The 19,386-nt window shown below is 59.5% G+C and carries 20 protein-coding genes; 8 read left to right on the top strand and 12 right to left on the bottom strand.

Annotated features, from left to right (window positions below):
• Positions 1–44: 44 nt before the first annotated feature.
• Entirely contained in the window at positions 45–1,094 is a 1,050-nt protein-coding gene (locus O3A94_09480) for a DUF2125 domain-containing protein (GenBank protein ID MDA1356485.1), read from the top strand.
• Between the two features lie 40 nt (positions 1,095–1,134).
• Here O3A94_09480 and O3A94_09475 read toward each other — a convergent pair whose 3' ends face one another.
• The 4 genes from O3A94_09475 to O3A94_09460 form a co-directional block, all read right to left on the bottom strand.
• A complete protein-coding gene (locus tag O3A94_09475) occupies positions 1,135–2,022 on the bottom strand; it encodes a prephenate/arogenate dehydrogenase family protein (protein MDA1356484.1) in 888 nt (295 codons plus the stop codon).
• A gap of 3 nt (positions 2,023–2,025) precedes the next feature.
• Positions 2,026–3,126, bottom strand: coding sequence for a histidinol-phosphate transaminase (hisC, locus tag O3A94_09470; GenBank protein MDA1356483.1), 1,101 nt, complete (start codon positions 3,124–3,126; stop codon positions 2,026–2,028).
• Positions 3,127–3,176: 50 nt separating this feature from the next.
• Positions 3,177–4,073, bottom strand: a complete 897-nt coding sequence (gene pheA / locus O3A94_09465; protein ID MDA1356482.1) for a chorismate mutase — start codon at positions 4,071–4,073, stop codon at positions 3,177–3,179.
• A gap of 94 nt (positions 4,074–4,167) precedes the next feature.
• Complete coding sequence (locus O3A94_09460) at positions 4,168–4,560, bottom strand: hypothetical protein (GenBank protein ID MDA1356481.1); 393 nt, start codon at positions 4,558–4,560, stop codon at positions 4,168–4,170.
• A gap of 202 nt (positions 4,561–4,762) precedes the next feature.
• Between O3A94_09460 and O3A94_09455 the strand changes: the two genes are divergently transcribed.
• A complete protein-coding gene (locus O3A94_09455) occupies positions 4,763–5,914 on the top strand; it encodes a homoserine O-acetyltransferase (GenBank protein MDA1356480.1) in 1,152 nt (383 codons plus the stop codon).
• The gene (gene metW / locus O3A94_09450) at positions 5,911–6,546 is read left to right on the top strand and encodes a methionine biosynthesis protein MetW (GenBank protein MDA1356479.1); all 636 of its coding nucleotides are present in this window, start codon (positions 5,911–5,913) and stop codon (positions 6,544–6,546) included. The genes O3A94_09455 and metW overlap by 4 nt, the downstream gene beginning before the upstream one ends.
• 5 nt (positions 6,547–6,551) lie before the next feature.
• On the opposite strand, the gene O3A94_09445 is transcribed toward metW, so the two are convergent.
• Positions 6,552–7,322, bottom strand: coding sequence for a methyltransferase domain-containing protein (locus O3A94_09445; protein MDA1356478.1), 771 nt, complete (start codon positions 7,320–7,322; stop codon positions 6,552–6,554).
• Positions 7,323–7,428: 106 nt separating this feature from the next.
• Between O3A94_09445 and O3A94_09440 the strand changes: the two genes are divergently transcribed.
• A complete protein-coding gene (locus tag O3A94_09440; protein ID MDA1356477.1) occupies positions 7,429–7,857 on the top strand; it encodes a cupin domain-containing protein in 429 nt (142 codons plus the stop codon).
• A 22-nt stretch (positions 7,858–7,879) separates the two neighbouring features.
• On the opposite strand, the gene phbB (O3A94_09435) is transcribed toward O3A94_09440, so the two are convergent.
• The 3 genes from phbB (O3A94_09435) to O3A94_09425 form a co-directional block, all read right to left on the bottom strand.
• Positions 7,880–8,602: an acetoacetyl-CoA reductase gene (gene phbB / locus O3A94_09435; GenBank protein MDA1356476.1), complete on the bottom strand. Its 723-nt coding sequence runs from the start codon at positions 8,600–8,602 to the stop codon at positions 7,880–7,882.
• 52 nt (positions 8,603–8,654) lie between these two features.
• The gene (gene phbB, locus O3A94_09430; protein ID MDA1356475.1) at positions 8,655–9,377 is read right to left on the bottom strand and encodes an acetoacetyl-CoA reductase; all 723 of its coding nucleotides are present in this window, start codon (positions 9,375–9,377) and stop codon (positions 8,655–8,657) included.
• Between the two features lie 83 nt (positions 9,378–9,460).
• Positions 9,461–10,648, bottom strand: coding sequence for an alpha/beta fold hydrolase (locus O3A94_09425; protein MDA1356474.1), 1,188 nt, complete (start codon positions 10,646–10,648; stop codon positions 9,461–9,463).
• Positions 10,649–11,143: 495 nt separating this feature from the next.
• Here O3A94_09425 and phaR point away from each other — a divergent pair, with 495 nt between their 5' ends.
• Positions 11,144–11,791 carry a polyhydroxyalkanoate synthesis repressor PhaR gene (phaR, locus tag O3A94_09420; protein MDA1356473.1) on the top strand — a complete coding sequence of 216 codons (648 nt, stop codon included), beginning with the start codon at positions 11,144–11,146 and terminating at the stop codon, positions 11,789–11,791.
• A gap of 55 nt (positions 11,792–11,846) precedes the next feature.
• Here the strand turns inward: phaR and O3A94_09415 are convergent, their stop codons facing one another.
• Positions 11,847–13,628, bottom strand: a complete 1,782-nt coding sequence (locus O3A94_09415; GenBank protein ID MDA1356472.1) for a GGDEF and EAL domain-containing protein — start codon at positions 13,626–13,628, stop codon at positions 11,847–11,849.
• Positions 13,629–13,988: 360 nt separating this feature from the next.
• On the bottom strand, positions 13,989–14,168 hold the full coding sequence (locus tag O3A94_09410) for a hypothetical protein (protein ID MDA1356471.1): 180 nt from the start codon (positions 14,166–14,168) through the stop codon (positions 13,989–13,991).
• Positions 14,169–14,249: 81 nt separating this feature from the next.
• Between O3A94_09410 and O3A94_09405 the strand changes: the two genes are divergently transcribed.
• The 3 genes from O3A94_09405 to O3A94_09395 all read left to right on the top strand — a co-directional run bounded on the left by O3A94_09405 (position 14,250) and on the right by O3A94_09395 (position 17,003).
• Positions 14,250–14,411 (top strand): hypothetical protein, encoded by a 162-nt coding sequence (locus O3A94_09405; GenBank protein MDA1356470.1) that lies wholly within the window; start codon positions 14,250–14,252, stop codon positions 14,409–14,411.
• 82 nt (positions 14,412–14,493) lie between these two features.
• On the top strand, positions 14,494–16,017 hold the full coding sequence (locus tag O3A94_09400) for an acyl--CoA ligase (GenBank protein MDA1356469.1): 1,524 nt from the start codon (positions 14,494–14,496) through the stop codon (positions 16,015–16,017).
• Entirely contained in the window at positions 16,014–17,003 is a 990-nt protein-coding gene (locus O3A94_09395) for a 2-dehydropantoate 2-reductase (GenBank protein ID MDA1356468.1), read from the top strand. The genes O3A94_09400 and O3A94_09395 overlap by 4 nt, the downstream gene beginning before the upstream one ends.
• Positions 17,004–17,006: 3 nt before the next feature.
• On the opposite strand, the gene O3A94_09390 is transcribed toward O3A94_09395, so the two are convergent.
• On the bottom strand, positions 17,007–17,393 hold the full coding sequence (locus O3A94_09390; GenBank protein ID MDA1356467.1) for a RidA family protein: 387 nt from the start codon (positions 17,391–17,393) through the stop codon (positions 17,007–17,009).
• A gap of 52 nt (positions 17,394–17,445) precedes the next feature.
• Positions 17,446–19,035: a gamma-glutamyltransferase gene (gene ggt, locus O3A94_09385; protein MDA1356466.1), complete on the bottom strand. Its 1,590-nt coding sequence runs from the start codon at positions 19,033–19,035 to the stop codon at positions 17,446–17,448.
• Positions 19,036–19,386: the final 351 nt, after the last annotated feature.

Genomic DNA, 19,386 nt, shown 5'->3' with positions numbered 1-19,386 from the left:
AGTGTAGCGCCCGCGGAAGTGAGAGCAAGCCAGGAGATGGCCGTATGAAAATTGCACCGCTTGCCGTCAGCGTCGTTGGCGGAATCGCCATCGCCGTTATTGGCTACACCGCCTATTGGTTTGTCGCGGCAGGCGAGATCGAGGACCGCATCGCCGAATGGGCGGAAGACCAACGCGCGCGCGGCCTCACCATCGAGACCGGCGCTCCTGAAGTGAGCGGTTACCCGCTCCAGTTCGAGGTATCTCTACAACATCCGTCGGTGGACGCTGGCGCCAAGGGCTGGACCTGGCGCGGTGACTTCCTCACCGCAAGTTTTCGCCCCTGGCGGTTCGACAAGTTCAATCTCAAATTTAACGGCCGAAACGATGTGCGCTATTTTGATGGTGAATCCTGGCACGATATTCACGGTAATATCGAAGACGGCAGCGCCTGGCTTCAACTCGATGATGAGCGGCGAATCGAAAATTTTCTACTCGACCTCAAGCAGATAGCCCTTGCGGGCCCGTGGGGCGAAGATTCGGTTTTCGCTGCACGGCTGCGGGCACGAGGCGAGCGCCTGGCGGAATCTGAATCAGAGACCGCGTCCGCGCCGCTTAAGGCCGCAACTGCCGCGGTGGAATTTGAAGGCGTCAAGCTGCCGCCGGGATTCGGCGACGAAATGGGCGAAATGATTGAATTTTTGAATTTTGATCTCAGCCTGTTTGGCCCGCTGCCCACCGGCAAAACCAACGCAGCGGTACGTGCATGGCGCGACGAGGGCGGCACGGTGGAGATCGATTCGTTCCGCGTTCTCTGGGGGCCGCTCGGAATCAATTCGGCGGGGACCATCGCCCTCGACAGCGAGATGCGCCCGATCGGTGCGCTCACGGCAGATATCATCGGCTACGGCGATGTGATCGATGCGCTGATCATGAGCAACATGATCCCGCTGGGGGATGCTTTCCTGGCCAAGGTCGCGTTTAACTTGCTGGCCGACAAGCCGGCAGATGGCGGACCGCCAGTTCTCCGCGGCGTTCCCGTAACCGCCCAAGACGGCGGCCTCTTCGTGGGCCCTGTCGCCATCGCCAAAATTCCGGCGATGAACTTCGACTAAGTTCAACTCATAGTCTGAGCCGTCTTTGTAACAGCCGACGCTAAACTTGCTTGGCCTCAATCAGGTCTCGGCGGATAGCGCGTGTGCGCGTGAACAGTTCCTCCAACGCCTTGTCGTCACCCCAACGAATGGCGCGTTGCAAGACCGCCAAATCCTCGGTGAAGCGGCCGAGCATTTCGAGCACGGCCTCCTGGTTGTTGAGAAACACATCGCGCCACATCTCGGGGTCCGAGGCGGCAATGCGGGTAAAATCGCGAAACCCGCCGGCGGCGTATTTAACCACTTCGCGATCGGTTACATGTTCGATGTCGAGCACCGTGCCAACGATATTGTAGGCGATGAGCTGTGGCAGATGGGAGGTGATGGCCAGTACTTTATCGTGATGCGCGGCATCCATGATATCGACCATCGAGCCGGCGCGGCGCCATAACTCAGAGATTTTTTCGACCGCCGCCGGATCGCATCCTTCGGGCGGCGTGAGTATGCACCAATGATTTTCGAAGAGTTCCGCGAACCCGGCCTCCGGGCCCGAATGCTCAGTGCCCGCCACCGGATGGGCCGGCACCAGATGCACCCCCTTGGGCAGATGCGGCGCAACGTGGCGGATAACGGCGCCTTTGACCGAGCCGACATCGGTCACGATGGCGCCGGGCATCAGGTACGGCCCGATCGCCTCGGCGATGGCGGCATTGGCGCCCACCGGCGCGCCCAGAATCACCAAATCAGCGTTCTCAACGGCGGTGGCCATGTCGGTTTCGGCGCGATCACCCAGGCCGAGCTCCATCGCCTTGTCTGAGGTTGATTTGCGGCGTGAATAAATAACGATCTCGCGCGCCAGGCTGTCGCGTTTCATAAAACGGGCGATCGAAGAATTGATCAAACCGATGCCGATCAGCGCAACGCGCTCGAACATAAATTCAGCTGTCATGATTTACGCCATGAATTCCTTGAGCGCCAAAAGCAGTGCGTCCATCTCGTCGTCCCGTCCAATACTGACGCGCAGGCAATCGGGCAAATGATAAGTATCGACATTGCGGGCAAGAATACCGCGGGTGGTCAGAAAACTATCTGCCGCTTTCGAATCGTGACTCCCGCCTTCGGGAAAGCGCAGCAGCAGAAAATTGCACACGCTCGGTAAAACCGCGATGCCGATGTTCTGTAACTCCGGGACAAGCCGCTTGAGCCATTTGTCGTTGCGGCGCCGCGCCGTATCGATATGGTCCTGGTCTTGCACCGCGGCCAGGCCGGCGGCAAGGGCTGGGGCGGTGACGTTGAACGGGCCGCGCACGCGGTTCATCACATCGATCACTTCTTCGCCGGCATAGCACCAGCCAAGGCGAAGCGCCGCCAAACCATAAATTTTCGAGAAGGTCCGCGTCATGACCACATTCTTAGCGGCATCGACCAGTTCCGCGCCGGCCTCATAGTCGGCGGCCGTCACATATTCCGCGTACGCCGAATCGATAACGAGAAGAATATTTTCCGGCAGCCCACGCCACAATCGGCGCAACTCCGCTTTTGAGAGATAGCTGCCTGTCGGGTTGTTCGGGTTGGCGAGAAAAAGAACCCGGGTTTTCCCGGTGACATGCTCGAGCAGGGAATCGACGTCGGCCCGCAAATCAGTCTCCGGCGCAGCCACCGGCGTGGCACCAGCCGCGCGCGCGGCGAGCGCATAAACGAGAAAGCCGTGCCGGCTGTACAGGACTTCATCGCCTGGGCCGGCATAGGCTTTGGTCAGCAATTGCAATATTTCATCGGAGCCGGTGCCGCACACAATACGTGCCGGGTCCAGGCCGTTGAGGGCGCCGAGCGCATCGCGTAGATCACCAGCGCCGCCGTCAGGATAGCGATGCAATGAATCGCCAAGCGCTTCATACGCGGCCACGGCGCGCGGGCTCGGGCCGAGCGCCGATTCGTTGGACGCCAAGCGAATGACGTTTTGACCACCGTCGAGCGTGGATCGTCCGCCCACATAGGGTGAAATTTCCATGATTCCGGGCCGTGGCGTCAGATGTGATGTTCGCGTATTCATGGCATGTCATTCATGGCAAATTGTTTGCGTCGGCAGGCGCGCGCTTGCTGCTAGATCTCCGTCACGTTGACTGGTTTGGCAAAGCAGCCCAAATTCACGAACCGTGTCACCTCGTTCTCAAGGGTGCTGAGCAAACTGGTGAGGCGGGGGTCGGTATCCGCGATAAAACCGTCGATTTCCGCGAGCTGCCAACGTGTGGGTTGATCGTCTTGCGTCCAAGTCGCTGCCCAGTCAAGCGATAGGCCGGCGCCCTCCGCTTCCTTGCGTATGCGATCGCGGCTGATGTTTTCCGTTGATTCAAATGCGATGAGGGAAATATCTTCGCCCGAGGCTTCCGGTATCACGCGGGCGATCGCCATGGCGCGGGTATCGTCGTTTCCGGCAACGCCGCGCAACAGCCAAGGCAGAGCGGCAACGATGCGCGGCCGCTGGCTGCCGCCGACAGTCAGCGTATACCACCATGGCTCGGCGGACGCGCGCATGGTGTGCGTATCGGACGTCATCGGTAATACCCCCACCGATGCCTTGCCGTCGCGCACCGCCCGGAGAACACCGGCCTCGGTTTGCGCCTGCAGCAGCGGAGTCTCGGCGCCAAAATACGCTCGCGCCAAGTTAAGATAGGCAAGGCCGGTTTCGAGCGGCGCTGGCACATAGACAGAGACCACGAATTTACCCTCGACGCCGAGAGAGGCCGAGATGATCTCGCGCCAAATACGCACCGCTACGGGGAACGGAAAACGACCCTCATGGCGCGCGGCTAGGCGGCGCATGATTTGCGCCTCGCGCGCCGGGCGATAGGGCACCCCCCGTGATTGGCTTTTCTCTTCGCCGATATTGTGCGCCACATCGATGCGGCGCATCAGAAGATCGTGGATACGATCATCGATCTTATCGATCTGGCGGCGAAGAGAATTGAGGGAAGGCTCCCTCTTTTTCGAATCGGCCATAAGTCCGCGCGGCGATGAATTGGAAAGAAGAAGTGGTAGTCCAAGCGGGAAACAAAATCAAAGAAAACATTGAAAGCGACGCAGTGTCGCCGGCTCAGGATGTGCCCCCGGCGCTGAGGTCGTACCGATCAATGAGAGAACCTTGGGTAATCCCGGCATGAAGTGCAAGCAAGATAAGGCGGGCATCCAGACTATCCCCGACTTCGAGCGCTGCCTCCAAGCGCGCTTCGAGGAGCCGCGCTGCGCTCCGCCCCTTTTCCTCATGAAATCCCTGGTCTCCTAGGATGCAATAGGTAAGCATTTCCGCCGCCAGCGCGCAGGCCGTGGGATCGGGGCTCGACCCGTAGCCCGCTTCTGTGAGCAATTTGAGCGTCGCAATCTTCACCGCATCCGGCACGAGGGCAGGATGCAGGCCGGTCGCGCGCAGGGCATCGTCAAGCCGCCGCACCTCGCGTGAGCGTCCAAATATTGCTGAAAAGCCGAACATGGCGATACGCTACCACCGCCCCTGCCGCTCACCAAACCCGCGCGGCAGCCGGTTCCTCATCCGCGACAAGGTATCTGGCTCTGGTACGGGGATTATTTCTTGTTGGCGAATGGGATAGCGGAGCGCAATATCCCGGCCGTGGCGGAAACACTCCAAATCGGCAACAGAATACGGCAAAATGACGGATCGCCAGTCTAACGCGATGGAATTCGAGCCAGCTAACTCGCCCGACGGGTTCCGCGTGGAACTCGGGCGGGACAAGCCGTTGCGTCTGGATTCAGAGGGCGAGCTCGGGCCGTTTTCTACGGCCTATCAAACGTACGGCGCCCTCAACGCCGATAAATCCAACGCGATTCTCGTCTGTCATGCCTTGACCGGTGATCAATTCGTTCTCGGGCCGCATCCGACCAGCGGGCGCAGTGGCTGGTGGGAGCACATGGTTGGCCCAGGAAAGACGCTCGATACGGAGCGTTATTATGTGATCTGCGCCAATGTGCTGGGCGGCTGCATGGGAACCGCCGGGCCGCAGGAAATAAATCCCAAGACGGGTAAAAGCTACGGTCTGGAGTTTCCGGTCATCACCATCAAGGACATGGTCGAGGCGCAAGCGATGCTGCTCGATTATCTCGAAATCGATCAGCTGTTCAGCGTTATCGGCGGCTCCATGGGCGGCATGCAGGTGTTGCAATGGGCAGTGAGCCATCCCCAGCGCTGTTTTACCGCCATTCCGATCGCCGCGGCGGCGCGACACTCAGCGCAGAATATCGCCTTTCACGAGGTCGGCAGGCAAGCGATCATGGCCGATCCGGAATGGTCCGAGGGCGGCTACCTCGCCGGCGATAGTTTTCCGGTGCGTGGCCTTGCCGTGGCGCGCATGGCGGGACATATCACCTATCTGTCCGAGGCCGCGCTGCACCGCAAATTTGGCCGTGCTCTGCAGGACCGGTCGAAGGTCAGCTATGGCTTCGATGCGGATTTTCAGGTCGAGAGCTATTTGCGCCATCAAGGAATCAGTTTCGTTGAACGCTTTGATGCCAATTCCTATCTCTACATTACCCGGGCAATGGATTATTTCGATCTTGCGGCTGAGCATGGCGGTATTCTCGCCAATGCGTTCCAGGGCGTTGAATCGCGGTTCTGCTTGATCTCCTTTACCAGCGATTGGCTTTACCCGACGTCGGAAAGCCGGGACGTAGTACGGGCGCTCAACGCGGTCGCCGCCAATGTCAGCTTCGTGGAGATTGAAAGCGACAAAGGCCATGACGCGTTTCTTCTGGATGAGCCGAAAATGTTTGAAACTTTGGGCGGCTTTCTCAGTGGCGCGGCAAAGCTGCGCGGCCTGAAGAGTAAATGACCAAGTCACGGAGCTTTGCCGCCGGAATAGATCGCCCAGACCTTGCGCTTATCGCCGAAATGGTAGCGCCTGGCACCCGCGTTCTCGATGTCGGCTGCGGTGACGGCTTGCTGTTGGAGCTGTTGAGCCGGGAGAAAGATGTCGACGGCCGCGGGGTGGAGATTAGCCAAGAAGGCGTGGCAGCCTGCGTCAGCCGCGGCCTTTCGGTCATTCAGGGCAACGCCGAAACCGATCTTTATCACTATCCCGACGGCGCTTTTGACTATGTCATTCTCAGCCTGACTCTCCCGGCGCTTCACCAGCCGCGCGAGATCCTGCTCGAACTGCTGCGCGTCGGGCGGCGCGCCATCGTCTCGATTCCCAATTCGGGGTTTTGGCGCCACCGCCTGCACTTACTGTTCAGTGGCCGCATACCGGACATGGGCGCGCGCGCCACAGAATGGTTCGACACACCCAATTTACACCCCTGCACCATTCGTGATTTCGTGATGTTGTGCCGAACGCTCGGCATCGTTATCGAGCGCCGCGCGCAACTCGACGCCAGAGGCCGGGCGAACCGCTTTCATGGCACCGGGGCGTTCGCCAACTTGTTTGGCGAGCAGGCGGTCTTTCTTCTGTCGATGAAACGCTAGCGCTATTAATTAATATCCATACAGCCGCCCGGCGTTCGAGCATTTCGGGCGCTGGCGGGCACCGCACTGGCGCGCATCCGGACCCCGGTTCTCCGCCGCGCACGTCTGCCCACGGGCCGAGCTGCGTATATTTCCTTTTCGGCTTCGATCAGCAGCACGCCACCGAACGGCCTGGCGAGACGCTGCCCCAGCTTTAGCCACAAGCCGGACGTTCTCAGCACCAGGCGCGAGCGACTGGGCGGCACGTAAAGCGTCATTTTTTGCCGCAGCGGAACGAAGCCATGATCGCGTAACAGGCGCGTCAGTTGCCCGCCGGTAAACGGGTGGCCGTGTCCAAACGGCGTGCGCTCCATTCTCGCCCACAACCCGCGCCGGTTGGGAACCACCGCCAGCAAGCGACCGTGCGGACGAAGCACCCGCCAAACTTCGTCCATCATCGGATGAAGCTCCTCGCTCAGTTCGAGCGCATGAAGCAACAGGATTCGATCCATCGAATTGTCGGCCAGAGGCAATTCGGATTCTTCCGCCACCGCGACCAAACGATTTGCCTCGCGCGGCCAGGCAATAACGCCCTGGCTGGCCGGCATCAGCGCCACCACACGCTCCGCCTCTTCGCGGTAAATGCCAAGACAGGGTGTGGCGAAGCCCAAGCCGAGCAGAGCTTCGCCGGCGAGCGTCGGCCACATGGCACGAATGGCGTGGCGAATAACGCGGCGCGCGTTCTGGCCGCGCCGCGTCGCGTAAAATTCTTTTAGCTCGAGAACATGAGGGCGCATAAGGCCGGATTATAACACGCTAAGTGCGGACGAATCGCGCTCTGGTATCGTGCTATTTTAAGGCCCATAGAGTTGGTCGATTACGGATTCGTGGGAGTTGAAGGTTTTGAGAGTTTCAGCGCAAGAAGTTATTGAAATGCTGGCGCTTGCGCCGCACCCAGAAGGTGGGCATTACCGCGAAACTTGGCGCGACCAAGTGCCGCAAGGGGAACGCGGCGCCGGCTCGGCAATCTATTATTTGCTGGGCGCCGGCGAGCGCTCGCATTGGCACCACGTCGATGCGGCAGAGATCTGGCATTACTACGGCGGCGCCGGCCTGGCGCTTTCCCTGAGCACCGGTACGGGCACGACCGAGCAGGTCCGCCTCGGCGCGGATTTGGCCGCAGGCGAGCGCCCGCAAGCGATCGTGCCTAAGGGCGTCTGGCAAAGCGCCGCCACCCTTGGTGATTGGACGCTGGTCGGCTGCACGGTCTCGCCGGCATTCGAATTCTCCGGCTTCGAGCTGGCGCCGCCCGCCTGGGAGCCTTCCGGCTGAAAGACGGTCTTGGCGCCGGCGCTCAATACATGTGGGTGCCGCCGTTCAGGGTGATGGTTGAGCCCGTCGTCCAAGCCGATTTTTCGTCGACTAGAAAGACCACCGCATGGCCGATTTCATCTTCCGTGCCGAGCCGGTGGATTGGAGATTTTTCAATGATCTTATTCATAATCCGCTCGGGCATCTCGCGCATGAGATAGGTATCGACATAACCCGGCGCGATGGTATTGACCGTGATGCCGTGTTTGGCGCCTTCCAGCGCGAGCGCTTTGGTGAATCCATGCATGCCCGCCTTGGCAGCGACGTAATTGACTTGGTTGAGCTGGCCAGCCTGCCCATTCATTGAACCGATATTGACGATGCGGCCCCATTTCTGCGCCATCATGCCCGAATAGACCTGCTGGCTCATATGAAACACTGAATCCAAATTGACGCGCACCACGCGGTGCCACTGCGCCTCATCCATGTTCTCGAATTTACTGTCCGACACCGTGCCGGCATTATTGATCAATATATCGACCGGCCCGTGCGCGCTGCGCACCTCGTCCACGCCCGCACGGCACGCGGCGAAATCGCCGACATCCCACTTGAACACCGGGATACCGCTTTCCGCGGCGAAACTCTCGGCGACCGCGTCGGCGCTGTGATAATTCACCACCACCCGGTAGCCCGCATTCTTTAGGGATCGGGCGATGCCCGCCCCGATTCCCCTGGTTCCACCGGTGATCAATGCCAAGCGCGGCATAATTTCATCCTCATTCAATTTCGTTTCGTGGGGGCGGGCCGGTGTCCGGCCGCTAATACATGTGGTGGCCGCCATTCACCGAAATCGTCGAACCGGTGATGAAGTCGGCGTCATCGGCGACCAGGAATTTTACCGTGCGCGCGATATCGCCGGCGCGGCCGAGCCGGCCGACCGGAATGCTGGCAACGATCTTTTCCAGCACGTTCTCCGGCACCGCGCGCACCATGTCGGTATCGACATATCCGGGCGCCACCGCGTTGACGGTAATGCCAGCCCTGGCGCCTTCTTGCGCCAACGCCTTGGTAAAGCCGTGAATGCCCGATTTGGCGGCGGCATAATTAACTTGGCCATATTGCCCGGCCTGGCCGTTGATCGAACCGATATTGACGATTCTGCCAAACTTGCGGGCGCGCATGGATTCGATGACTGAACGGCACATGTTGAAACAGGAACCGAGATTGGTGTCGAGAACGTCTTGCCATTGTTCTTGCGCCATCCGTTGCAGGGTGGCGTCGCGCGTGATTCCGGCATTGTTGACGAGGATTTCGACCGCGCCGATTTCTGTTGCGATGCGGGCGACGCCGTTCTGGCATTGTTGGAAATCGCCGACATCCCATTTATAGACCGCGACGCCGCTTTTTTTATGGAACGCCTCGGCCGCCGCATCGTCGCGCGCGTAAACCGCGGCCACCCGATAGCCTTCATCTTGTAGCGCGATTGAAATTGCCGCGCCGATTCCGCGTGTGCCGCCGGTGACGACCGCGACTCTTGCCATGTCTAGCTCCTGTTAGAATTTTCGCCGACAGATATGGCGTGCCGGGCGGTCGAATGCAAGCCAATGCCGGCCGGGCCTTGGCTCTAATGTCGTGATGGGTGCGCTTTGATCCACGCGGCGAGCGGGCGCCACAAGCCGCGTTTGGCGCGTGGACTCGCGATCATGCCGATATGGCCGAGCGCCGGGCGCCAGGTTTCCACTGATGGTATGAGCGCGCTCAAAGGCTCCGCCGATTCGGGTGGTACGATGCGGTCGCGCCGCGGCACAATATTCAGCACCGACTGAACCAAGCGCTGTGGGTGAATCGCCTTTCCTGCAACATGCCAGCGCCCATGCGCCGTGTCATTTGCGCCGTACCAGCCGAGCAGGCATTCGCGGGCAACGCCGCCGGAAAGATCAACGCCATCGTTCAGCCAGTCCTCGAGCGCGACGAAATTGCGCGCCGCTGCACAGTTCGGCGCAAGCTTGGCGAAATGGCTGAACTTGCGCGCCGCCAAAAGCGGGTCCAACGCGGCAAACAGAGCCTGGATGACATCGACCGGTAATGCCCCCATAGCGGCGAGGATTGTCTCGAGCGGAAGATTGAGGGCATTGATAATGTCGCCCTGCGAGCCGGTATGGAAATCCCACGGCGTCGCCATCAGCACCAGCGACGAAATATCGGACGGTCTCGCCAGGGCAGCCGGCATGACCAACAGGCCGCCCATGCAATAGCCGGCGAGCACGACGGGCTGCCCCGCAGCGCTGAGCGCCGCGTCGAGCGCCGCATTGAGCCGCCCGGCAATATAGTCGTCGAGTCCGAAGTCACGCTCGTCACCAACCGGCTCACCCCAATCGAGGAGCATCGGGCGTATGCCGGACGCGGCCAGATAGCGCATGAGGCTGCGATCCCGCGACAGATCGAGAATATAGGCCCGGTTTATAAGCGAGGGCACGAACACCACGGTCGGCGCGCGGCTGTCTACCGCGCCGGAGCCGCCGGTGCCGCCGGTGCCATAGTCCAATAAGCGGCTCGAACCCTGGTGCCACAGCACGCCAGGCGCGTCGCTGGCCGACTCTAGTCCACGGCGATAAGGGTGTTGGCGATAACCTTCGATACCGGCGAGAAAATCCGCCATGCGGCGCTGAATTTCGCCGTTTATTGCTCCAGCGAGGGCTTCAGGTTCGTGATTTGCCAGGGCGCTTGCGAGCGCTTCCGCTTCCGGCGCCAGTTGCTTGTTCCAACTGAGCGAGCCGTTTCTCGCATGCGGCAACACGGCGAGAGAGCTCATCCAACTCGCTGCCGCGCTGCCGAGATGCAGCGTCAGTGGGCGCGGCCCGTGTCGCGGTTCCGGTTGGTGTTGCGTCTCCGCTGCTGTCATTTGCAGTCCCGTTTTCATCCGCGCCGCCGCCCGCACCGGTTGCCTGTGTGCCGAATTTGGCAAATGCCGCCATCATCTCGCTCAACGCCGGGTCGGCGGACATGACTTCCAGTTGGCGTTGCCACAAATCGACGAATTGCGAGGCGAGCGCCTGAAGCTCGTTTTCGTTTCTGCTTGACGATCCGCTGCCGCCGCCGTGCTCATCCATAGCCGTAATATAACCTAATCTTGCCTACCGGTCTGCCCCGGGCCTGTCATTCGTCAGCCATGACTAGCCAACTATGACCTGTTCGCCATGATTTGCCCGCAATGCCGCGCCGCAACATTAAATTGCGCAACGCAGCAATTGCTGCCAAACTATTGCGATCTTCGATAATGGCCCGGTTGGCCGTGGCAGGCGAGTGCATGACAGAAGATAATTCATCCGGCGGCGCAAATGGCGAGCCGGTGATCATTAAGAAATACGCGAACCGTAGGCTCTACAACACTGCGACTAGCAGTTACGTCACCCTCGATCATCTCTGTCAGATGGTTAAGGACGGGACGGAATTTATCGTGCGTGACGCCAAATCGGGTGAAGACATCACCCATCAAGTACTGACGCAAATCATTGTCGAAGAGGAATCCAAGGGACAAAGCCTGTTGCCGATCGGGTTTTTACGCCAGCTCATTCGCCTTTATGACGATTCGATGCATTCCGTCGTGCCTCGCTATCTTGAACTGACTATGGAAAATTTCAGCCATAATCAGGAACGCATGCGTTCGCGCATAGAGGGCGCATTTGGTGGCGTATTTCCGATGGCTGAATTCGAGGAAATGGGGCGCCAAAACATGGCGGCCTTTCAAAAGGCGCTCAACATGTTCTCCCCGCTCGGCGCCAGCGCAGGTGCAAGTGAGTCTCGCGCCGCCAAACCGCCACCGCCCTCGCCCGAAACGACCGAACCGCCGCAGCACAAAGCTGGCAACAGCGATGAAATTTCCCTCCTAAAGGGCCAGTTGGACAGTATGCAGGCGCAACTGAACGATCTTGCTCGCAAGACGGGCCGGGGATAATAGGCGATCTCGCCACGCGCATAGCGGGCGCGCCGTACTTCCGGTAATTCTGACTTTAGTGGCGGGTGACAAGGCTGATCACCTTGCCGCCGGCCGGTAGGATTGGCCGCCGCCGTTCTGACGCTTCAAATTGCTCCGTGGTCGCGCTTTTGGGGACCACCTGAAGCGCCGGCGCATTTGGATTCCAGGGCTTGTGCGCGCTGGGTGCGCCGAAAAAATAACCCTGCATATAGGTTACGCCGTAGCGCCCCAGAACTTCAGCGACGCGTTCTGTTTCGACACATTCCGCCACCGTTTCCAGCCCAAGACCGCTGGCAAAAGATTGCAGGGTTTCGACAAACAATTGGGAGTTTGCGTTTTCGGCGATCGATTTGACGAAAGAACCATCGATCTTGACGATATCGACTGAGAGTTCCTGGAGATGGCGGAACGACGTATAGCCGGCGCCGAAATCGTCGAGCGCCACGCGGCACCCCATTTCCTTCAGTGCGGCAATAAATCTTTTCGTTTCACGCATGTCATGCAGTGCCGTGGTTTCGGTGATCTCGACCACCAGGCGGTGAGCGATCTCCTCACGTTCCTTGACCTGGGCCGTCAGTGCCCGAAGCCATGAAGGATCCGTTGTCGACAGGCTAGATATATTGAGCGCCAGGCAAACATTAGGGCTTTCGCTCAACTCGCTAACCACGGCGTCGAGAACGAATCGGTCGATAGAGCGTATCAATCCCATTTTCTCGGCGACCGGGAGAAATTCGCCTGCCGGAAGCAATTCGCCGTCCTGGTCGAACATACGCAGCAGGCATTCATAGAATTTTGGCTGATGAAATTCCGCGTCGACAATGGGCTGAAAGTAGAGATGAAAGCTTTTGTTGCGGAGCGCGGTTTGCACCAAACCGGCGGCGACCAGATTATCGCGCAGATCGGCCATTTGCCGTTCGGAAAGATCGTACAGGCTGAAGCAACTGGCTCCGGAACGCCGGGCTTTTTCCAGCGAAATATCGGCCTTGGCCATGGCGTCGTACGACGTACGCACAATTTCCGGAAATTGCACGGCGCCAACGGAAGCGGTGACCGGTATATGGCCTTTGTCGGTTAAGACCGCGGATTCCTGTACTGCAAGCAGCAGTTTATCCGCCGCGGCCGAGACGTCTTGGCTGAGACAGCCGCTCAGAACGATGCCAAACTGGTCATGCGCGATGCGACCCACGACATCGCTAGCGCGCAGAGCGCGGTCGAGTTCGCGTGACACCGCAACGAGAGATTGTTCGGCGATCTCGCGGCCATAGGTGTCGTGGATGAGCGGCAAATTATCGATACCGAGCTGTAAATACGCGCCAGGCGAATCATAGCGCAGCGCATATTCGATCGCGTGTTCCAGAGATTCGCGCAGCCGGCCTCTATTATATTGTCCCGTCAGGTCGTCAAAATTGATGCTGCGGGCTGCGCGTACATCGCTCGGCCGCGATCGGTCGAGGCAGCGCAAGGTGCCAAGAATGCGAATCGGTTCGCCTTCTGGCGAACAAAAAAAACGGCCGCGGTCTTCGACCCACACAACCGATTGATCGCTGCGTCTGATTTCGTAGCTGCAGCTAAACCGCGCGCCATTCTGCGCGCGCTCCGTATGGGTGCGCCGCAATTCGCCAATGCAAGACGGGCTGATCCTCGACAGATACCGCTCAGCGTGACCGATCTCATCGCTGTCGCGAACACCCAGCACCTCGCAGGCGTTGCCCAACCATTCGATCGCGCCAGAGCGCAGATCCCAATCGTAGATTGCGTCGCCCGACGCCTCGAGGGCGTCGCTGACAATTTCAGAATTTGTCCGCTCGGTTTCCATGCCCTACCTGAGCAACCGTTCGAATTAGACCCCGCACTACGTTGGATATGCCTGGCACCGAGCTTTAGGAATTGACACCACACACCAACGCGTATTTCGAAGGTAAGCCGAATTGGTTTAACAAATGTTAATTCACAATATCAAAATATATGGCAATTACGGTTAATAAAAATTAACCATAATTGGTAATTAGTGAAATTTGTTAGGGTACTGAAATAAGTAACAAATTCTTCTAGTCTGAATTTTCCTGATTTTTATTTAAATTTTGTTAAGTTACTGTGTATAATACAGTATGATATCCACGGGTCGCATAAATAATAATTGCATAAAATGATACCGCTTCACGCATCGGCGCAGCACCTACGCAGTTTCAGACCCGTCGGCGGGAGCGATCTTGCCTTGCCCGCGGCGCATGCGCCGAAAACTGCGCGGACCGATCAACCCGTGCAAAAGATTCATCAGGTCGAGTTCCGGGCACAGGGCCGGCATGCGCCGCGTGACCGCCTCGGTCCGCCAGGGCAAGAGGTCGTCGTTGCGCAAGGTGCACATCCGACCCGCGCACCGGGTAATTTTTTTGAGCGCCTCTCACCGCCTGCTAAGTTCGGCGATTTCGCGCCCGCCGTGGCGCAGATCATCGCCCATGAAAGCGGGTTTCTGCGCGCTCAAATGCCGAATGAAATGCTTGCCTTTTCGCGTCATCTGCCTGCCGCGGCGTATCAAGCCACACTCGATCGTTCGCGCTTTTTCATGAGAGATGCCCTGCCGCTCAACGCCGCAGCATAAGCGCAGAATTTTCAAGTTTCCTCGTTCCCGACGCTCGGGCATATTGCGTTTGCCAACGTGCCGAGCAACGGGACCATCAAAAATGACCAACAGCACAACATTGGGCGAACTGTTGGCGCGCGGCGACACCGGCGCGCCGGCAATTCGCACACCTGGACGGGAGGCCTTGACTTACGGCGGCCTGCGCACGCTAAGCGCGACAACGCTGGGCGTTCTCAATGCCGCCGGGATTGGCCGCAATGACCGCATTGCCATCGTGCTGCCGAACGGGCCGGAGATGGCGACCGCCTTTATCTCGCTCGCCGCCTGCGCCACTGCGGCGCCGCTCAATCCGGCCTACAAGGCTGAAGAGTTTGAGTTTTATCTGTCCGATCTGAGCGCCAAGGCGGTGATCGTGCTGGACGGTGATGGATCGCCTGTCATCGAGGCAGCAGCAAAACTGAAGATTCCACTCATTCCCCTCACGCCGCAGCCAGTTGGTCCGGCGGGGGTATTTTCACTGGCGCCCGTTGCCGCCGCGCCGGTCGCAAATGGCGGGATGGCGGGACCCGATGATACGGCGCTCATCTTGCATACTTCCGGCACTACCTCGCGACCCAAGATTGTGCCGCTCAGCCACCGCAACGTCTGTGCATCAGCACGCAATATCTCAAGCTGGTTGAATTTGGGGGCTGAAGATTGCTGCCTTAATGTGATGCCGCTGTTCCACATTCATGGTCTCATCGCCGCGGTGCTGTCATCGCTCTACGCTGGCGCTGGCGTGGCCTGCACGCCGGGCTTCAATGCCCTTCAGTTTTTCTCCTGGATGGATGAAATCAAGCCCAGCTGGTACACGGCGGTGCCGACCATGCACCAGACGATCCTGGCGCGCGCCGGGCGCAATCGGGAAATAGTGGAGCGCAATCCGTTGCGCCTGATCCGCTCTTCCTCTTCGTCTCTGCCGGGTCCGGTAATGACTGAGCTGGAAGAGGTCTTCGGTGCACCGGTCATCGAATCCTATGGCATGACCGAAGCCGCCCATCAAATGGCGAGCAACCCGTTGCCGCCACGTGAACGCCGGCCGGGTTGCGTCGGCATCGCTGCCGGTCCCGAGATTGCCATCATGACGCCGGACGGTGAATTGCTGCCCCCCGGCAAGATCGGTGAGATCGTTATTCGCGGCGACAATGTGACCAAGGGTTATGAAAACAACGAAAAGGCAAACGCCGAGGCCTTTGCCCAGGGTTGGTTTCGCACTGGCGACCAGGGCCAGATGGACGAAGCCGGCTATCTCACCCTGACCGGCCGGCTCAAGGAGATCATCAACCGCGGCGGCGAGAAAATATCGCCGCGCGAAGTGGATGACGTCTTGATGACCCACCCGGCGATTGCCCAGGCCGTCGTGTTTGCCGTACCGCACGATAAGCTGGGCGAAGATGTCGCCGCCGCAATCGTGCTGCGCGAAGGCGCGGAAGCAAGTGAGCGCGACATTCGTGACTTTGCTGCCGAGCATCTTGCGCCTTTCAAAGTGCCGCGCAAAATCATTCTCCTGGATGAAATCCCCAAAGGGGCGACCGGCAAGTTGCAGCGGATAGGTTTGGCCGAAAAGCTCGGCCTGGTATCGTGAAACTCTGTATTTTCGGCGCCGGTGCCATCGGCGCCTATCTTGGCGTTGAACTGGCGCGCGGCGGCATTGACGTGTCGCTGATCGCCCGCGGCCCGCATCTGCAGGCGATGAAGAAAAACGGCGTCACGCTCCGAGTCGGCGATTCCGAGCATACCGAGCATCCCCGTTGCACCGACGATCCTGCCGAGCTCGGCCCACAAGATTTTGTCTTGGTCACGTTGAAGGCCCATTCAGTCGCCGGCGTTTGCGACGCCATGCAGCCGCTGCTCGGGCGCAATACTGCGGTGGTGACGGCGGTTAATGGCATTCCATGGTGGTATTTTCACAAATTGATAGGCCCATGGGCGGACCATCGCGTGACGGCGGTGGATCCAAATGGCACGCAATGGGATCGGATTGGCCCGCACCGCGCTATCGGCTGCGTCGTCTATCCGGCGGCGGAAATCACCGCCCCAGGTGTCGTTGAAGTGCAGCCCCATTTGAGCCAAAACCGGCTTCCCATCGGCGAGCCCGACGGCACCCGTTCGGAGCGCGCCAAGGCTCTCTCCCGGGCGCTTATCACGGCCGGCTTCAAGGCGCCGGTGCGGAGCGATATCCGCTCCGACATTTGGGTCAAATTATGGGGCAATTTGGCCTTCAATCCGATCAGCGCGCTGACGGGCTCGACGCTTGAGGACATCGCCGGCGACACCGAGACCCGCGCGCTGGCGCGGGCAATGATGGTCGAAGGCCAGGCCGTGGCGGAAAAGCTCGGCGCGCGTTTTGCCATCGATGTCGATCAGCGCATCAATGGCGCTGAGCAAGTTGGTTCCCACCGGACTTCAATGCTACAGGATCTCGCCTTGGACCGGCCGATGGAGATCGAAGCCCTGGTCGGCGCGGTGGCTGAACTTGGCCGCCTGGTTCGCATCCCGACGCCGACAATTGACGCCGTCTACGCCCTGGTACGCCGGCGCGCTATTGAGTCCGGCTGCTATCCGGGCTGAACGCTATTTGGCGGCAATCACTTCGATTTCGACCAACCATTGCGGCTTCGCCAAAGCAGGGACGACAATCGCGGTCGATGCGGGCCGGGCGTCAGCCATTACTTTTTTGCGTTCGGCAGCATAGGTCGGGAAGTTTTCTGCGCCGACAATGTAACCGGTGACCTTGACGATATCGTCGATACCCATGCCACCCTCCTTCAAGAGCGCCAGGACATTGGCCCAGGTCTGCGCCACCTGGTCTTCAAAGGATTCCGGCGTGCTGCCGTCCGGCGCTGCGCCCACTTGGCCTGCGGTAAACAGCCAGCGCTTATTGGGATCGACTTCGAGCGCTTGGCTATAGCTTTTGCCGAAGGCCTCGACGACGGTGTCGGGGTTGTGGCGTTTATGCATATCGTCCTCCCATTAAAAATAATTTCTGCAGGATGGTGCTAGAAGAACACTCTCAATAGCCCAACGCGCAACCATCTTTGCGCGGGTCTGAGCCGCCGATTAGGGTGCCCCGTTGCCAATCGATGTGAATCGCCTGGCCGCCGCCGAGCGGCACCGCGGCAGTTTCGACTTGATGGCCCAGTTCAGCCAGCGCTGCGGCGGTGGCTTGGCTGATGCCGTTTTCAACCGTCAACTCGTTCTCGTAATGGAAGGCGCGGGGCGCGTCGAGCGCCTCCTGCGGGTCCATGCCGAAATCAACAATGTTCGTCACGAAATGCGCATGTCCCGTGGCCTGGTAATGCCCGCCCATCACGCCGAACGGCATGATGGCGCGCTCGCCCTCCGCCAGCATCCCCGGAATAATGGTGTGCATCGGCCGCTTGCCCGGCGCGATATGGTTGGGGTGGTCACTGTCGAGCACGAAGCTGGCACCGCGGTTTTGCAGAATCACGCCGCTTTTCGGCGCACAAATCCCACTGCCGAAGGAATGAAATGTTGAGTTGATGAAAGAAATGGCGTTGCGCTCGCTATCAACAACGGTGAGGTAGACGGTGTCGCGATGCTCTGTTTCTCCGGCGGCCGGAAGCGCGGCCATGGCACTGTCGCGAGCGATAAGTCGGCGCAGGCCGTCGGCATAGCCGGGCGACAGTAAATGCGCGCTCGGCACATCGACGGCGTCCGGGTCGGCGATCAACACGGCGCGGTCGCGATAGGCAAGGCGTGTCGCCTCGGCCTCAAGATGAAGGCGCTCCCAGCCATGGGGGTCGAGCGCCGCTAGGTCATACCCCTGAAGAATATTGAGGATGATCAATGCTATGATGCCCTGGCCGTTGGGTGGGCATTCGAAAATCTCATAACCACGGTAATTGGTTTTGATTGGCTCGACATATTGCGCCCGATATTGGCCGAAATCTTCAGCCGTCATCAGGCTTCCCAAACCGCTTAGATGGGCAACGATGTCATCGCCGATCACGCCCTGATAAAATGCGTCGCGGCCATCCTTGGCGATCGCTTTCAGACTGTTCGCGAGTTCTGGCTGGCGATGAATTTCTCCTGCGACCGGCGCATGGCCGCCGGGAAGAAAGATGCGGCTGGCGGTAGGGCAGACAGATAATTTTTCCGTATTGGCGGCCCAATCCATCGAAACTCGTGGCGACACGGCATAGCCGTCCTCGGCAAAGCGGATTGCCGGTTGCAGCAATTCGGCAAAATCCTTGCTGCCATGATCGGCCAGAAGTTGCGACCAGGCGTCGACTGCACCGGGCACCGTCACGGCATGTGGGCTCTGATAGTCGATCTGGTTCAACCCCAACCCCTGCAACCGTTCAACGCTGGCCGCCTGGGGTGCTCGTCCGGAACCGTTGATGGCGATTGGTGGGATGCGGCCCTTGGGCGCATAAAGAGCAAAACAATCGCCGCCGATTCCGGTGGATTGCGGTTCGACAACGCCGAGAACGGCGCAGGCCGCAACCGCCGCGTCGACCGCATTGCCGCCTGCCTTGAGCACATCCAAGGCGGTGACTGTGGCCAGTGGCTGCGAGGTCGCCGCCATGCCGTTGATGCCATGCGCGGTGGAGCGCCCGGGTAACTGAAAATTCCGCATAGGGGGCCTCTCGTTCTCAAGCCGAGCCATCATGCACGGCAAGAATGGCATTGCAACGGTCGGAACGAAGCCGCGGCCAATCCACATCGATTGCCGCGCACGGAGAATTTATCTCTGGTTTGTGGTAGATTATATTAGCTTGGCGATGACGGCCTCACGGTGCTTTGGCGGGTACAGGGGTGGTTTGACAACAATGGGAGAAAGCCAGTGTGGCGATCAGGAAAACTCATCTTCTATGCTCTTGCGGCATCGCTTGCGATTTTTTTGGCCGTGGCGTCACCTGCCCGGGCCGACCAACCGCAGCGCGGGCAGTGTCAAGGGAAACCGTCTTGAGCTGGTGAGGCGCGTTTT

The sequence above is a fragment of the Pseudomonadota bacterium genome, from assembly GCA_027624955.1.
In the GTDB taxonomy this organism is placed as follows: Bacteria; Pseudomonadota; Alphaproteobacteria; order UBA828; family UBA828; genus PTKB01.
This window is presented reverse-complemented; position numbering and strand designations above follow the sequence as displayed.

What these genes read in the sequence shown, in the direction of transcription:
- phbB (MDA1356475.1), bottom strand. Translation starts at nt 9,377, where the DNA reads ATGGCAAGAGTCGCGGTCGTCACCGGCGGCACACGCGGAATCGGCGCG.
- O3A94_09475 (MDA1356484.1), bottom strand. Translation starts at nt 2,022, where the DNA reads ATGACAGCTGAATTTATGTTCGAGCGCGTTGCGCTGATCGGCATCGGT.
- metW (MDA1356479.1), top strand. Translation starts at nt 5,911, where the DNA reads ATGACCAAGTCACGGAGCTTTGCCGCCGGAATAGATCGCCCAGACCTT.
- O3A94_09480 (MDA1356485.1), top strand. Translation starts at nt 45, where the DNA reads ATGAAAATTGCACCGCTTGCCGTCAGCGTCGTTGGCGGAATCGCCATC.
- O3A94_09460 (MDA1356481.1), bottom strand. Translation starts at nt 4,560, where the DNA reads ATGTTCGGCTTTTCAGCAATATTTGGACGCTCACGCGAGGTGCGGCGG.
- O3A94_09425 (MDA1356474.1), bottom strand. Translation starts at nt 10,648, where the DNA reads ATGAGCTCTCTCGCCGTGTTGCCGCATGCGAGAAACGGCTCGCTCAGT.
- phbB (MDA1356476.1), bottom strand. Translation starts at nt 8,602, where the DNA reads ATGCCGCGCTTGGCATTGATCACCGGTGGAACCAGGGGAATCGGGGCG.
- phaR (MDA1356473.1), top strand. Translation starts at nt 11,144, where the DNA reads ATGACAGAAGATAATTCATCCGGCGGCGCAAATGGCGAGCCGGTGATC.
- O3A94_09455 (MDA1356480.1), top strand. Translation starts at nt 4,763, where the DNA reads ATGGAATTCGAGCCAGCTAACTCGCCCGACGGGTTCCGCGTGGAACTC.
- O3A94_09445 (MDA1356478.1), bottom strand. Translation starts at nt 7,322, where the DNA reads ATGCGCCCTCATGTTCTCGAGCTAAAAGAATTTTACGCGACGCGGCGC.
- O3A94_09400 (MDA1356469.1), top strand. Translation starts at nt 14,494, where the DNA reads ATGACCAACAGCACAACATTGGGCGAACTGTTGGCGCGCGGCGACACC.
- pheA (MDA1356482.1), bottom strand. Translation starts at nt 4,073, where the DNA reads ATGGCCGATTCGAAAAAGAGGGAGCCTTCCCTCAATTCTCTTCGCCGC.
- hisC (MDA1356483.1), bottom strand. Translation starts at nt 3,126, where the DNA reads ATGAATACGCGAACATCACATCTGACGCCACGGCCCGGAATCATGGAA.
- ggt (MDA1356466.1), bottom strand. Translation starts at nt 19,035, where the DNA reads ATGCGGAATTTTCAGTTACCCGGGCGCTCCACCGCGCATGGCATCAAC.
- O3A94_09390 (MDA1356467.1), bottom strand. Translation starts at nt 17,393, where the DNA reads ATGCATAAACGCCACAACCCCGACACCGTCGTCGAGGCCTTCGGCAAA.
- O3A94_09415 (MDA1356472.1), bottom strand. Translation starts at nt 13,628, where the DNA reads ATGGAAACCGAGCGGACAAATTCTGAAATTGTCAGCGACGCCCTCGAG.